Origin of the sequence: Sinomonas atrocyanea (genome assembly GCF_030811715.1) — a bacterium.
GTDB classification, from domain to species: domain Bacteria; phylum Actinomycetota; class Actinomycetes; order Actinomycetales; family Micrococcaceae; genus Sinomonas; species Sinomonas atrocyanea_A.
In genome coordinates, this window is the sequence record NZ_JAUSRH010000014.1 from 97,931 (window position 1) to 111,913 (window position 13,983).

At 72.0% G+C, this 13,983-nt stretch carries 14 protein-coding genes; 10 read left to right on the plus strand and 4 right to left on the minus strand.

The annotated features are described in order from the left end of the window. The first annotated feature begins 12 nt into the window (after positions 1 to 12). Positions 13 to 2,196 (plus strand): 4-alpha-glucanotransferase, encoded by a 2,184-nt coding sequence (gene malQ, locus J2W21_RS17555; protein ID WP_307115806.1) that lies wholly within the window; start codon positions 13 to 15, stop codon positions 2,194 to 2,196. A gap of 142 nt (positions 2,197 to 2,338) precedes the next feature. Beyond that, a complete protein-coding gene (locus J2W21_RS17560; protein ID WP_307115807.1) occupies positions 2,339 to 3,814 on the plus strand; it encodes a sugar porter family MFS transporter in 1,476 nt (491 codons plus the stop codon). A 94-nt stretch (positions 3,815 to 3,908) separates the two neighbouring features. On the opposite strand, the gene J2W21_RS17565 is transcribed toward J2W21_RS17560, so the two are convergent. Further along, a complete protein-coding gene (locus J2W21_RS17565) occupies positions 3,909 to 4,127 on the minus strand; it encodes a hypothetical protein (RefSeq protein WP_307115808.1) in 219 nt (72 codons plus the stop codon). Between the two features lie 229 nt (positions 4,128 to 4,356). On the opposite strand from J2W21_RS17565, the gene J2W21_RS17570 reads away from it, so the two are divergent. Together J2W21_RS17570 and J2W21_RS17575 are read left to right on the plus strand one after the other, a co-directional pair. Beyond that, the gene (locus J2W21_RS17570; RefSeq protein ID WP_307115809.1) at positions 4,357 to 5,811 is read left to right on the plus strand and encodes an amino acid permease; all 1,455 of its coding nucleotides are present in this window, start codon (positions 4,357 to 4,359) and stop codon (positions 5,809 to 5,811) included. Positions 5,812 to 6,052: 241 nt separating this feature from the next. Then, entirely contained in the window at positions 6,053 to 6,442 is a 390-nt protein-coding gene (locus tag J2W21_RS17575; RefSeq protein WP_307115810.1) for a helix-turn-helix domain-containing protein, read from the plus strand. 49 nt (positions 6,443 to 6,491) lie between these two features. Here the strand turns inward: J2W21_RS17575 and J2W21_RS17580 are convergent, their stop codons facing one another. Beyond that, positions 6,492 to 7,688: a PucR family transcriptional regulator gene (locus J2W21_RS17580; RefSeq protein ID WP_307115811.1), complete on the minus strand. Its 1,197-nt coding sequence runs from the start codon at positions 7,686 to 7,688 to the stop codon at positions 6,492 to 6,494. 240 nt (positions 7,689 to 7,928) lie between these two features. Between J2W21_RS17580 and ald the strand changes: the two genes are divergently transcribed. The 6 genes from ald to J2W21_RS17610 all read left to right on the plus strand — a co-directional run bounded on the left by ald (position 7,929) and on the right by J2W21_RS17610 (position 13,002). Beyond that, entirely contained in the window at positions 7,929 to 9,047 is a 1,119-nt protein-coding gene (ald, locus tag J2W21_RS17585) for an alanine dehydrogenase (protein ID WP_307115812.1), read from the plus strand. 218 nt (positions 9,048 to 9,265) lie between these two features. Then, the gene (locus tag J2W21_RS17590; protein ID WP_307115813.1) at positions 9,266 to 9,853 is read left to right on the plus strand and encodes an NAD(P)H-dependent oxidoreductase; all 588 of its coding nucleotides are present in this window, start codon (positions 9,266 to 9,268) and stop codon (positions 9,851 to 9,853) included. A gap of 148 nt (positions 9,854 to 10,001) precedes the next feature. After that, on the plus strand, positions 10,002 to 11,402 hold the full coding sequence (locus tag J2W21_RS17595; RefSeq protein ID WP_307115814.1) for an MBL fold metallo-hydrolase RNA specificity domain-containing protein: 1,401 nt from the start codon (positions 10,002 to 10,004) through the stop codon (positions 11,400 to 11,402). Positions 11,403 to 11,428: 26 nt separating this feature from the next. Next, positions 11,429 to 12,148: a hypothetical protein gene (locus J2W21_RS17600; RefSeq protein ID WP_307115815.1), complete on the plus strand. Its 720-nt coding sequence runs from the start codon at positions 11,429 to 11,431 to the stop codon at positions 12,146 to 12,148. A gap of 125 nt (positions 12,149 to 12,273) precedes the next feature. Beyond that, complete coding sequence (locus tag J2W21_RS17605; RefSeq protein WP_307115816.1) at positions 12,274 to 12,405, plus strand: hypothetical protein; 132 nt, start codon at positions 12,274 to 12,276, stop codon at positions 12,403 to 12,405. A 30-nt stretch (positions 12,406 to 12,435) separates the two neighbouring features. Then, on the plus strand, positions 12,436 to 13,002 hold the full coding sequence (locus tag J2W21_RS17610) for an MOSC domain-containing protein (protein WP_307115817.1): 567 nt from the start codon (positions 12,436 to 12,438) through the stop codon (positions 13,000 to 13,002). A gap of 6 nt (positions 13,003 to 13,008) precedes the next feature. Here the strand turns inward: J2W21_RS17610 and J2W21_RS17615 are convergent, their stop codons facing one another. Both J2W21_RS17615 and J2W21_RS17620 read right to left on the minus strand, forming a co-directional pair. Beyond that, positions 13,009 to 13,473: an SRPBCC family protein gene (locus J2W21_RS17615; protein ID WP_307115818.1), complete on the minus strand. Its 465-nt coding sequence runs from the start codon at positions 13,471 to 13,473 to the stop codon at positions 13,009 to 13,011. Between the two features lie 125 nt (positions 13,474 to 13,598). Beyond that, on the minus strand, positions 13,599 to 13,760 hold the full coding sequence (locus tag J2W21_RS17620) for a hypothetical protein (RefSeq protein ID WP_169803085.1): 162 nt from the start codon (positions 13,758 to 13,760) through the stop codon (positions 13,599 to 13,601). Positions 13,761 to 13,983 lie beyond the last annotated feature (223 nt).

Below are 13,983 nucleotides of genomic sequence, written 5' to 3' on the forward strand. Positions count from 1 at the left end.
TAGGGTGAAGGCATGGCGGATGCAGCGGGGCTCCTGCGCGAGCTGGCGGAACGGCACCAGGTGGCGACCTCCTATGCGGGGTGGGACGGCACCCTGCAGGAGGTCTCGGAGGAGACGCTCAGATCGGTGCTCGGTGCCCTCGGGGTGCCGACGGACTCGGCGGAGGCGATGCGCGCGGCCCTCGAGGAGGCGGAGACCGGGCCCTGGCGCCGGCTGCTCCCGCCCGTCGCGGTGGTGCGCCAGGGCGCCGGCGCGACCGTCGACGCGCACGTCCCGCACGGCACGGCCGTCACCCTCTGGGTCACCGCCGAGGACGGCACGGAGTACGCGGCAGAGCAGGCCGAGAACTGGGTCGAGCCGCGCAGGGTCGACGGCGTGCTGATGGGCCGCGCCTCCTTCCTCCTGCCGCCGGACCTCCCCCTCGGGTGGCACACGCTGCATGCCCGCAACGAGGACCGGAGCGCCGAGGCGACCCTCGTGGTCACCCCGGACCGGCTCGCCACCACGGGCCGGCTCGCGGACCGCCAGCGGTGGGGGCTCATGGCGCAGCTCTACTCGGTGCGGTCCCGGCGCTCGTGGGGCATCGGGGACTTCGCCGACCTCGCGGACCTCGCCGCCGTGGGAGCCGGGCAGGGCGCGAGCTTCGTGCTCGTCAACCCCCTGCACGCCTCGGCGCCGGTGCCGCCCCTCGAGGACTCCCCCTACCTGCCCTCGACCCGGCGCTTCGTGAACCCGCTCTACCTGCGCGTCGAGGACATCCCGGAGTACGGCTACCTCGCCGCCGAGGACCGCGCGCGCGTCGAGGAGCTCGCCCGGGGGCCCCGGTCGGCCAACGGTTCCGCCGCGCTGCTCGACCGCGACGCCTCCTACGCCGCCAAGCTCGCCGCGCTCGACCTCGTGTGGCGCGTGCCGCGCAGTCCGGCCCGCGCGCAGGCCTACACCCGGTTCTGCGCGGGCGCGGGGCAGGGGCTCGCGGACTTCGCGCTGTGGTCCGCGCTGGCCGAGCGCCGCGCCGCCTCCGGCGCAGCCGCCTCGGCGGCCGACGGCGCGCCCCCGGCCCCCGCGCTCCCCGCACCTCACGAGGCCGCGCGCCTGCGTGAGGAGCACGCCGAGCGGATCGACTTCTACCGCTGGCTCCAGTGGATCTGCGACGAGCAGCTCGAGGCCGCCCAGCGCACCGCGCTCGCGGCGGGGATGGAGATCGGGCTGCTCCACGACCTCGCCGTCGGCGTGCGTCCGGACGGCGCGGACGCGTGGACCCTCTCCGGTGTCCTCGCCGCCGGCGTCTCCGTGGGCGCGCCGCCGGACGTGTTCAACCAGCAGGGGCAGAACTGGAGCCAGCCGCCGTGGCACCCCACGCGGCTCGCGGAGACGGGCTACGCGGCGTACCGCGACATGCTCCGCACCATCCTCCGGCACGCCGGCGGGATCCGCGTGGACCACATCCTGGGCCTGTTCCGGCTCTGGTGGATCCCGGAGGGCGCCTCCTCCCCCGCCGGGGGCACGTACGTGCACTACGACCACGAGGCCCTCGTGGGCATCCTCGCGCTCGAGGCGCAGCGCGCGGGCGCGATCGTGATCGGCGAGGACCTCGGCGTGTTCGAGCCGTGGGTGCGGGACTACCTCGCCGAGCGGGGCGTGTTCGGCACCTCGATCCTGTGGTTCGAGCACGACGCCGGCACCCCCCTCGCGCCGGAGAAGTACCGGCAGGCGTGCCTCACCAGCGTGAACACCCACGACCTCCCGCCGACCGCGGGCTACCTCGCGGGCGAGCACGTGCGGCTGCGCGAGTCCCTCGGCCTGCTGGAGCGCCCCGTCGAGGAGGAGCTCGAGGCGGCCCGCGCGGAGATCGCCGGCGTCCTGGACCTCGCCCGCGAGCGGGGGCTCCTGCCCGCCTCCCCTGCGGACGGGGCCGAGGGCGGCGCGGACGAGCAGCGCATCATCGAGGCCCTCTACGAGCTCACCGCGCTCACGCCCTCGAGCCTGCTCGGCGTCGCACTCGTCGACGCCGTCGGGGACCGCCGCACCCAGAACCAGCCCGGCACCCACCGCGAGTACCCCAACTGGTGCATCCCGCTCACGGGCCCGGACGGCGCCGCGGTCCTGCTCGAGGACCTGCCCTCCACCGAGCGGTTCGCCTCCCTCCTCGCCGCGATGCGCGAGGCGGTGGACGGCGGCGAGAGGGCCGGAGGATGATGGGCATCACGGCGGCGGCCGACTGAGTCGGCGCGTCGGCTTTTGGGAACATCGCCGGCCGGTGCCAGACTAGGCGGGCGCTCGCGGGGCCCACAGGCGCCGCGGGCCGATTCTCTCATCCGACGTACAAGCAGGAGCCACCGTGGCGAACAATCCAGCCAGAACCCCGGGCGACACCCAGCCCCCGCAGAGGAAGTCCGCGGCGAAAGTCGCAGGCCTGGCCGTCGCCGCGGCGGTGGGCGGCTTCCTCTTCGGATTCGACTCCTCGGTGGTCAACGGAGCCGTCGACTCGATCCAGGGCGCCTTCGGGCTCTCGCACGCGGTGACGGGGCTCGCGGTCGCGATCGCCCTCATCGGGTGCGCCATCGGCGCGTGGCTCGCGGGCACTCTCGCAGACCGCTACGGCCGCATCCCCGCGATGAAGCTCGGCGCGCTGCTGTTCCTGGTGAGCGCGATCGGGGCGGGCTTCGCCGTGGGCCTGTGGGACCTCGTCCTGTGGCGGCTCGTCGGCGGGCTCGGGATCGGCCTCGCCTCCGTGGTCGCCCCGGCCTACATCGCCGAGATCTCCCCGCGCCGGGTCCGCGGCCGCCTCGCGTCCTTCCAGCAGCTCGCCATCACCCTCGGCATCTTCGCGGCCCTCCTCAGCGACGCCGCGCTGGCCTCCATCGCCGGCGGGGCGAGCCATGCCCTGTTCTTCGGCGTCGATGCCTGGCGGTGGATGTTCATCGCCGGCGCGATCCCCGCGGCCGTGTACGGCTGGATTGCCTTCACGCTGCCCGAGTCGCCCCGCTTCCTCGTCCTGAAGGGGGACGAGGCGGGCGCGCGCCGGGTCTTCGAGACCACGGCGCCCTACGAGAGCATCGACCGGGCGCTCAAGGAGATCCACGACGCGATCGAGGCGGACAAGCTCTCCGAGCGCAAGGGCGCCCTGCGCGGCAGCGCGTTCGGCCTCAAGCCCGTCCTGTGGGTCGGGATCGCGCTGTCCGTGTTCCAGCAGTTCGTGGGCATCAACGTGATCTTCTACTACTCGACGACCCTGTGGAAGTCGGTCGGCTTCGGCGAGCAGTTCTCGCTCCAGATCTCCGTCATCACCTCGGTGACCAACGTCCTCGTCACCCTCATTGCGATCGCCCTCGTGGACCGCGTCGGGCGCAAGCCGATCCTGCTCGTGGGCTCCGCGGGCATGGCCGTCTCGCTGGCCGCCATGGCGGTGGCGTTCTCCACGGCGACCCTCGTCAACGGCGAGCCGTCGCTCAGCGGTGCGTGGGGCCCGATCGCGCTCGTCGCGGCGAACGTCTTCGTGGTCTGCTTCGGCGCCTCATGGGGCCCGGTCGTGTGGGTCCTGCTCGGCGAGATCTTCCCGCCCTCCATCCGCGCGCGCGGGCTGGGCATCGCGGCGGCCGCGCAGTGGATCGCGAACTTCCTGATCACGGTCTCGTTCCCGCCGATGGCGGCCTGGTCGCTGACCCTCACGTATGGGATGTATGCCGCGTTCGCGGTGCTCTCGTTCGTGTTCGTGCTCGCGAAGGTCCCGGAGACCAACGGGATGTCCCTCGAGCAGGCGGAGACGCTGTTCGTCCGGCCCGCGAAGGGCGCCCCGAAGGGGGCCAAGCGCTAGCGGAGCGACCCGCGGGGGCGGCCACCCGGCGTCGTGCGCCGGCTGCCCCCGCCCGCGGCCGGGACCGGCCGCCCGCCCGGGGCGGCGGGCCCGATCAGGCGCAGCGCTGCTGCGTGATGCCGAACGGGACGCTCTCGTCGAGGGCCACCCGGTACTCCCCCGCCGCCTCGCGCGTGACGAGGATGCCGCAGCAGGGGTTGGCGACCGCGTGCTGCTGCAGCGTGCCGATCGCGCTGCTGAGCGCGGAGTCGAGCTCGCGTGCGGAGTCGACGTGCACGGTCAGCGAGCGGTGGGCGTGGGTGTTGTGGAACATGGGATCTCCTGGCCAAACGGTGGAACGACAGGATCTTAGGGCCGCCGGGTTTGACTGGACAAAACGGAAAAAGTCTGCACCCTTGCGAGGCGACGCGACATCTGTCGCACATACCGTGTGATCATCCAGACACTCTGTATGGTCGGGACCACATCAGCTGCGCGGTAGGCTTGAAAGGCCCTGTTGCAGGGGTCACATTTGAAGCCATTACTGCGAAGGTCTGCGCATTATGACAACGCCCAATCCGTCGGGCTCAGCGTCGAGCCACATCGAGGAGCCGCATCTCTCCCGCGGCCTGTCCAACCGCCACATCCAGCTCCTGGCCATCGGCGGGGCCATCGGCACCGGCCTGTTCATGGGCTCGGGCAAGACGATCTCCGTTGCTGGCCCATCGGTGATCTTCGTCTACATGATCATCGGCTTCATGCTCTTCTTCGTGATGCGCGCCATGGGCGAGCTGCTGCTGAGCAACCTCAACTACAAGTCCTTCTCCGACTTCGCCGGGGACCTCCTCGGCCCGTGGGCCGGCTTCTTCACCGGCTGGACCTACTGGTTCTGCTGGGTCGTCACGGGAGTCGCGGACGTCGTCGCGATCGCCGGGTACGCGAACGAGCTCTGGCCCGGCATCCCGCTGTGGATCCCCGGGATCGCCACGATCCTGATCCTGCTGGCCCTCAACCTGCCCACGGTGAAGGCGTTCGGCGAGGTCGAGTTCTGGTTCGCGCTCATCAAGATCGTCGCGATCCTGGCCCTGATCATCACCGGCCTGTACATGATCTTCACGGGCTTCTCCTCCAACGCCGGCACGGCCTCGTTCGCGAACCTGTGGCAGTTCGGCGGGTTCTTCCCCAAGGAGTTCATGGGCTTCGTGGCGGGCTTCCAGATCGCGGTGTTCGCGTTCGTCGGGATCGAGCTGGTGGGCACCGCCGCCGCCGAGACCAAGAGCCCGGAGCACAACCTGCCCCGCGCCATCAACGCGATCCCCGTCCGCGTGGGCCTGTTCTACGTGGGTGCGCTCGTCATCCTCATGGCCGTCACGCCGTGGACGGAGTTCAAGGCCGGCCACTCGCCCTTCATCGGGATGTTCTCCCTCGCCGGGCTCGGCGCGGCGGCGACCCTGGTCAACCTCGTGGTCCTCACCTCGGCCATGTCGAGCGCCAACTCCGGCATCTACTCGACCTCGCGCATGGTGTTCGGCCTCGCGATCGAGGGCGACGCCCCGAAGGCGTTCGGCAAGCTCTCCTCCCGCAAGGTCCCGCAGAACGCGCTGTTCCTCTCGTGCGTGCTGCTGCTCTCCGGCGTCGTGCTGCTCTACTCGGGCAAGAGCATCGGCGCGGCGTTCGACATGGTCACGACGGTCTCCGCCGTGTGCTTCATGTTCGTGTGGTCGATCATCCTCGCCAGCTACCTCGTCTTCCTCAAGCGCCGCCCGGAGCTGCACGCGGCCTCGAAGTACAAGATGCCCGGCGGCCGCGTGATGGTCTGGGTCGTGTACGCGTTCTTCGCCTTCCTCGTCTGGGCGCTGACCACCCAGCTGGACACGCTCACGGCCCTGTGCGTGACGCCCATCTGGTTCGTGGTCCTGTTCGTCGCGTGGCAGTTCGTGAAGAAGTCCCCGGTCCACCAGGCCCGGATCGCGAACCATCAGGAGACCCTGCGCGAAGAGGCCAAGGTCACGGCCTAACCGCCGCCCGACCAAAGCCCTCAACCCCGATCCGTTTCGGGTACGCATCTCGTCGCGTTATCACGCTTCCGGGTACGCATCTCGTCGCGGTTTCCGGATTGCGGGTACGCACGACGGCGGGTGGCCGGCTCACACGAGCCGGCCACCCGCCGTCGTGGTTAAGAGCCGCCGCCCAGACGGCCATGCGGGAGGAGGCCACATCACCTGCCCGGGGCCGCCCAGCTCACACTACGCTGGGCGCATGAGCCGCTACGCCCCGCACACCACGCCCGCACTCGAGCCGGCAGAGGCGGAAGCCCTCGGCAGGGCGCTCGCGGCGAAGGACGTCTCCCTGTTCGTCGACGGGACGGCGCATCGGCTTACCGGTCGCGTCGACGAGGCCGTCCGGGACCTCCTCGCCCGTCTCGCCCGGGGCGAGGCGGTCACGGTCAGCAGCGCGGAGGAGGTGCTGACCGTCGCGCAGGCCGCCGAGCTCGCGGGCATCAGCCACTCGTACGTGCGGAAGCTGACCGATGCGGGAACGTGGCCGGTCCAGTATCGGGGGACGCACCGCCGCATCCGCCGCGAGGACGTGCTCGCCTGGGTCTCGGCTCAGAAGAAGGGCACGCAGGGATCTGACCCCGCATCCTAGGGATCTGACCCCGCATCCTAGGGACATGACCCCTCAACGCGGGGAGGCGTCAGATCCGCGGGCGCCCGGCCCACCGCCGGGCTTTGATGGCCAGGTGCAGCTCCTGCCGCACCCGCCCGGAGAGGGGCTCGGCGCGGATCAGCTTCCGCACCCGGGCGAGCCGGTGGTACACGGTGGAGCGGTGCACGTGGAGCCGATCCGCCACCGCCTGGACGGCGCCGTCGGAGTCGTAGAGCATCTCGAGCACCGGCAGGAGCTCCCCGTTGCGGTCCTCGGCCTCGAGGGCCGCGAAGAACACGCTGGTCGGCTCCGCCGCGAGCGCCCCCATGAGCTGGTAGGCGCCCACGGAGCGCACGTCGACGAGCTCGCCGAGCTCGGGGTCCACCGCGGCGGCCTGCGCGGCGACCTTGGCCTGGGTGTACGCGGCCCCGAGGTCCCGCAGCGCGGAGAAGGGCTCGGAGATGCCCACGAGCACGCGGCCGGCGGGGCGCCCGGAACGCTTGGCGAGCTCGCGCTCATAGTGGGTCAGGACGGCGGCGTGGCTGGCCCGCGCGGTGGTCCCGGCGAAGAGGGCCACGGCGTGCGTCTCGGTCCCCGCCGTGAAGAGGGCCGGATCGATCCCGGCCGTCGCCTGCATCGCCGCGGTGCTCGTGGCCACGACCGCCGCCTGCGGGTCCCGCGGGGTGACGCCCTCGGGGTCCAGCAGCACCACGACCTGCCAGGGGGCGTGGCCGTGGACCTCGCGCCACCCGGCGATCGCGGCGAGCGCGGACTTGTCCCCGGCTGCGGCGGCGAGGAACTCGGCCTCCCGGCGCCTGCGGTGTTCGGACTCGGCGGTGTTGGACTCGAGGAGGAGCTGGCCGATGAGGTCCAGCTCGAGCCGGATGCCGGGCAACGCGGCGAGCACATCGGCCGAGCTCTCCTCGTCTGCGCCCTGCTGGACCCAGAGGTACCCCACCCGGAAACCGCGCACGAGCAGCGGAACGCACACCCGCCCGTACATGCCGAGCTCGGCGTTGGCGGGGACGGTGACCGGGCGCACAGCGGTGGCGATCCCGTGCGAGAGCTGCCACGCCTGCACATCGGGCGGGAGCCGCTTGGAGAGCAGGAAGTTCACGCGCACGGGGTCGGCCTGCGCCTGGTTGGACGAGTACGCGATCAGCAGCCCGTCGAGGTCCTCCACACTGAGCCCCCGGCCCAGCTTGGCCGCCGCCGCTTCCACCAGATCTTCGACGCCGTGCCGCATACGCCACAGCATACGTCCACGCGTGAACCACGCGGAGACAACTGACGCCCCATCCTGCGACATCTGTAGGACCCGCGGCGGCGCGATCCCCGGAATGGCGCGGATCGCCTGCGCCGGGGCCCTCGGTCTCCTGTAATGCGCCTCACAACCGGGCCTACGCTGGAGACACCACCGAAAGCTCCCCGCCCCCGGGGAACCCAGAGGGCCCACCGGCCCCGCCGAACACAAATGGAGACGAAAGTGATCATCGGAGTCCCCAAGGAGATCAAGAACAACGAGTTCCGCGTGGCCATGACGGCAGCGGGCGTGCACGAGTTCGTGTCGCACGGCCACACGGTGCTGATCGAGCGCGGCGCCGGCGTGGCCTCCGGCATCACCGACGACGAGTACCACGTGGCCGGCGCCGAGCTCGTCACCGACGCCGCGGACGTCTGGGCGCGCGCCGAGATGGTCATGAAGGTCAAGGAGCCGATCGCCTCGGAGTACCGCCACTTCCGCAAGGGCCTGATCCTCTTCACGTACCTCCACCTCGCCGCCGAGCCGGAGCTCACCCGCGCCCTGCTCGACGCCGGCGTCACCGCGATCGCCTACGAGACGGTCCAGGACGGCCGGAGCCTGCCGCTGCTCGCCCCGATGTCCGAGGTGGCGGGACGCCTCTCGGTCCAGGTGGGCGCGCAGGCCCTCACTGCCCCGACGGGCGGCAAGGGCATCCTCCTCGGCGGCGTCCCGGGCGTGCGCCCGGCGAAGGTCGTGGTCCTGGGCGCGGGCGTGGCCGGCACCAACGCCGCGGTCGTCGCGATGGGCCTCGGCGCGGACGTGACCATCCTGGACATCAACATCGCCCGTCTCACCGAGCTGGACGCCCTCTACGGCGGCCGCCTGAAGACGGTCGCGTCGAACAAGTACGAGATCGAGAAGTCCCTCGTCGAGGCGGACCTCGTGGTCGGTTCAGTCCTGATCCCGGGGGCGAAGGCCCCCAAGCTGGTGCCCAACGAGCTGGTGGCCCGGATGAAGCCCGGCAGCGTGCTCGTGGACATCGCGATCGACCAGGGCGGCTGCTTCGAGGACTCGCACCCGACCACGCACCAGGACCCGACCTTCCGCGTGCACAACTCGATCTTCTACTGCGTGGCCAACATGCCGGGCGCGGTGCCGAACACCTCCACCTACGCGCTCACCAACGTGACGCTGCGGTACGGTATCCTGCTCGCCGACCTCGGCGTGAAGGGCGCCCTCGAGAAGGACGCGGTCCTCGCCGGCGGCCTCAACGTCGCCGCGGGCCAGGTCACGCACCGCTCGGTGTCCGAGGCCCTCGGCCTGCCGCTGGTCGCCGACTGGCGCGAGGCCGTCGCCGCCTAGCGGTCCACTGTGGCGCCCGGCTGCCGGGCGGAACCGACGCACGACGCCGGGCCGGTCACCCTGGGGGGCCGGCCCGCCGTCGTGCGCGGGGAGACCGCCGCCGCGCCGAATGTGACCGAGCCCACCCCCGCGAGCGGAATTCCTCGGGGACCGAGGTAGTTGACGCATCACAGAAGCCCCGCGCCCAGCGGGGACCGCGTTACCTCAAGGAGCCCCCCATGGCAGAGATCCTCACCCTCGTCGGCAGCCTCCGCACGGAGTCCGTCAACGTCAAGTTCGCCCAGGTCGCCGCCGCGTCCGCCCCGGAGGGCACCGCCGTGACCACGTTCGAGGGCCTCGAGGAGATCCCGTTCTACAACGAGGACCTCGACGTCGAGGGCAGCGTCCCTGCCAAGGCCGCCGAGCTCCGCGCCGCCGTCGCCGCCGCGGACGGCCTCCTCTTCGTCACCCCCGAGTACAACGGCACCATGCCGGCCATCCTCAACAACGCGATCGACTGGATCTCCCGGCCGTTCGGTGCCTCCTCCGCGACCGGCACAAAGGCCGCCGTGATCGGCACCTCTGCCGGCCAGTACGGCGGGGTCTGGGCGCATGACGACGTGCGCAAGTCCCTCAAGGTCGCCGGCGCCGAGGTCGTCGAGGACGCCACGCTCGCGATCGGCGCCTCCTACTCGCGCTTCGCCGAGGTCGAGCCCAAGGACGATGCCGAGGTCGTCGAGGGCATCGCCAAGGTCGTCGCCGCCCTTGCCGAGACCGCGGGGGCCACCGCCCCGGCCGAGCTCGCCGAGGCCGCGGCCGCCCACTGATCCCCCCGGCCCCACCGGCTGAGGGCCACCTCCTGAGGGTCATGTCCTGGCAGGTCACACGAGGTGACTTCCAGAACATGACCCTCAGAAGGCTTAAGGGGGCACAAAGCCCGTAGCCCCCGCGCCCCGCCCCTCCTACGCTTCCGCCATGAGGGACGACGGCGGGACGCACCTGGCCTTCCTCGGTGCCACCGACTCGGTCACCGGCTCCCGCTACCTCCTCGAGCACGGGGGCCGGCGGGTCCTCGTGGACTGCGGACTGTTCCAGGGCTACAAGAAGCTCCGCGAGCGCAACCGGGCACCGCTGCCGGTGCCGCCCGCGTCGATCGACGCCGTGGTCCTCACCCACGCCCACCTCGACCACTCCGGCTACGTCCCGGCCCTCGTCAAGCGCGGGTTCCACGGACCCGTCTACGCGACCCCCGGCACCACGGACCTGTGCACGCTCCTGCTCCCGGACAGCGGCCACCTCCAGGAGGAGGAGGCCGAGACCGCGCGGGCCCGCGGGTCGTCGCGGCACAGCATGCCGCAGCCCCTCTACACGGCGCGGGACGCCGTCGACTCCCTCGCCAGCTTCAGCCCCCAGCCGTTCCGCGCGCCGCTGGACCTCGGCGCCGGGATCGAGGCGCGCTTCATCCCGGCAGGGCACATCCTCGGCGCCGCCCAGGTCCACATCACCGTCGACGACGGCCGCTCCGCCGGGACCACGCTGCACTTCACGGGCGACCTGGGCCGCGAGGATGATCCCCTCATGAACCCGCCCGCCCCCCTGGAGCCCACGGACGTCCTCGTCACCGAGTCCACGTACGGCGACCGCGCGCACCCGCGCGAGGACCCGACCGAGGCGCTCGGCGAGGTGGTGCGCCGGGTGGCCAAGCGCAACGGGGTGGTGGTCATCGCCGCCTTCGCCGTGGGCCGCGCCGAGACGCTCATGCTGCACCTCGCCCGCCTGCGCCGGCGGGACCGGATCCCGGACATCCCGGTCTACCTCAACAGCCCGATGGCGGTGGACGCCACCGAGCTCTACCGGAAGTACCCCGAGGAGCACCGCATCAGCGAGCGGGAGTTCCGGGAGATGTACGCCCTGCCCCAGCTGATCCGCGACCCGGACGCCTCGCGGGCGCTGAACCTGCGCGGCGGCCCGATGGTCGTCATCTCCGCGTCCGGGATGCTCACGGGCGGCCGGGTCCTGCACCACGTCGAGGCCTACGGCCCGGATCCGCGCAACGCCATCGTCCTCAGCGGCTACCAGGCCGGCGGCACCCGCGGCGCCCTCCTCCTCGACGGGGCCACGAGCCTGCGCATCTACGGCCGCGACGTCCCGATCCGCGCCGAGGTGGTCAGCCTCGACAACCTCTCCGCGCACGCCGATGCCGACGCCATCCTGCGCTGGATGGGCACCTGCCCGCGGCCGCCGCGGATGGTCTACGTGACCCACGGGGAGATCGGCGCCTCCGACACGCTGCGCCGGCGGATCCAGCACGAGCTCGGCTGGCACGCCCGCGTCCCCGAGCACCTCGAGCGGGTCGACCTCGCCGCCCCCCGCTGACCAGCCCCACCCACGAGGAGGACGCCATGAAGCCCATCCGACCGGTTCTGGGCACCGCCGCGCTCGCGGCCCTGCTCACCCTCGCAGCCTGTTTCGGACCGCCGTCGCCGGCGCCGTCACCGTCGTCGGCATCCGCCAGCACGACGGCGAGCAGCGCCCCCGCCTCCCCCTCGCCGACCGCCTCGGCGAGCACGACGGCGAGCGGCGGCCCCGCGCCGTCGTCCTCCGCCGCCTCGTCCCCGGCGCAGACGGCCCCGCCCACCGCTCCGGGCCAGCCCACCCAGGCTCCGGCGCCGCCCGCCTCCTCGGCGCCTGCCGCAGGGGGCCAGCTGCCCGAGCAGACGGCGCCGCTGACCCTGTACTACATCGCCATCGGCGACGGCGGCGTGTCCGGGCCGAGCGTCGGATGCGGCGACTCCGCCGTGGCCACCTACACGGCGCCAGTGACGTTCCGTGACCAGGTCGGGCCGAGCCTGACCCGGCTGTTCGCCAACCGCAGCCGCGAGATCGGCGAATCCGGGCTCGTGAACGTGCTGTACCAGTCGACCCTGAAGTACCTGGGCGGATCCTTCGACGGCACGACCATCACCGTCTACCTCTCGGGCTCGTTCTTCCTGGGCGGCGTCTGCGACATCCCGCGGGCCGAGGCGCAGATCAACCTCACCGCGATCACGGCCGCAGGGGCGAAGCGGGCAGCGGTGTTCGTCAACGGCCGGCCGATGGCGGAGGTGCTGAGCCTGAAGTAGCGGCGGCAGAGCAACCCGGGGAACCCGTCGCCATCGCCGCGCTGCGGGCCTACGCTGGAGGTGGGGCCGGAGGCGTTCCCGCCGCAGGCTGGGCACGGCCCCGTTCGCGAACCGAGGCGGAAGACATGGCTGGATTCGAGCCTGACGACGACGAGCGCGTGCACACCGAGGCACCGGCCGAGGGCGACACCGAGCTTGAGGGCGCCGGGATCCGCGCCCATTCCGAGGACGCAGCCGAGGGGCCCGACGAGGACTGAGGGTCCGGGGACCTCCAGTACGGTGGAGGCATGGACTACGCGTACGAGGTCGAGGTGCTCCACCTCCTCGTCTCGCCCGCGCACGCCTATTTCGGCCGGGCGCGCGACGGCGCCGCCGCGGTGCCCTCCGAGGATGCGGAGCAGATCGAGATCGTGGCCGGCAAGGGGATCGTGGGCGACCGGTTCTTCGGCAAGGCCGCGCACATGGACGCCGCCCTGACCGTGCTGGCCGTCGAGGGGCTCGAGGCGATGGCCGCCGAGTTGGACGCGCCTCCCTTCGACCCGCTCCTCACCCGCCGGAACGTGATCCTGCGCGGCGCGGAGCTGCCGCCCCTCCTCGGCGGGGACTTCGCGCTCCGCCAGGGCGAGGCGACCGTGCGGCTCCACGCGGGCCGGCAGGCCCACCCCTGCGCCTGGATGGACCGCATGCTCGCCCCCGGAGCACACGCTGCGATGCGTGGACGCGGCGGTCTCCGGTGCCGTCCCGTCACGGGCGGGGTGCTGCGCCGGGGCCCGGCGGTGCTGCTCAGCCCAGTAGAACTTGATGCTTCCGCCGCGGGCGAGGCGCGGGTCCTGCGGCCCTCAAGGCTTCCGTAGCCGGGCTCACTGTCCCGCTGCGACCACCTGGGCGAGGTTCGCCAGACCCTTCTCGAAGTCCTTGCCCACCATGGCGTCGATGTTCATGAGCCTTCCGAACACGCCCGCGATGCCCTTGTTCTCGCCCTTCATCACCCACGTCACCCGGGTCCCGCCGCGGTCCGGCTCAAAGGTGAAGCCGGTGGGGTTCACGGCCTTGAACGGCTTCACGAAGACGAGCCGGAGCCGGATGCTCCGGGGCTCCTCCACTTCGAGGATCTGCATGGTGCCCGCACCGGCCCTGCGGTTCCCGCGCCAGGAGTACTGGGCGCCGGTCCCGGCGGCCGGTCCGCTGAAGGTCCGCTCCATCGCCGGATCGAGCGCCTCCCACGGCGACCAGTCCGCCCACCTGTGGAAGTCCACGACATGCGGGTAGACGGCCTCGGGCGGGGCCGGGATGAAGGCGCTTCGGGAGATCGTGTAGGCGGCCATGGAGCCATGCTAGGCGCCCGGGGTGCCTGCGCGGCAGAGGCGGGCACACGGCACTGGGGGCGCGTCCGCGCCGCGTCCACGGTGCCGGATCCGCGCCCCGGGCGAGGTGCGGGGGGAGGGCCGGGCTAGCGCCTGCCACTGCGGGAGCGGCCGAGGATGTAGCCGATCAGCGCCAGGATGAGCAGGATGATGCCCACCCAGAGCAGGAAGTTGACCGCCTTCACGAAGCCGCCGACGAACAGCAGGATGATGGCGATGATGCCCACGATCACCAGGAGAGTGTTCATGCCGCTCTGTTTTCCCGATTCCCGCAGGATGAAACACGGTCCCCGGTGGGCTGCCCCGCTGTGTGGGGTCCAGCGCTTCCGGTCCGGCGGTCGGGGTGGTACCGGGTGGTGGTGCCGGTGGTTCTGTGGGTGGTGTCAGGCGGCCATCTTGCGGCGCATGCGGTCCAGGAGCCGGCGCAGCAGGCGGGAGACCTGCATCTGGGACACGCCGAGCTCGGCGGCG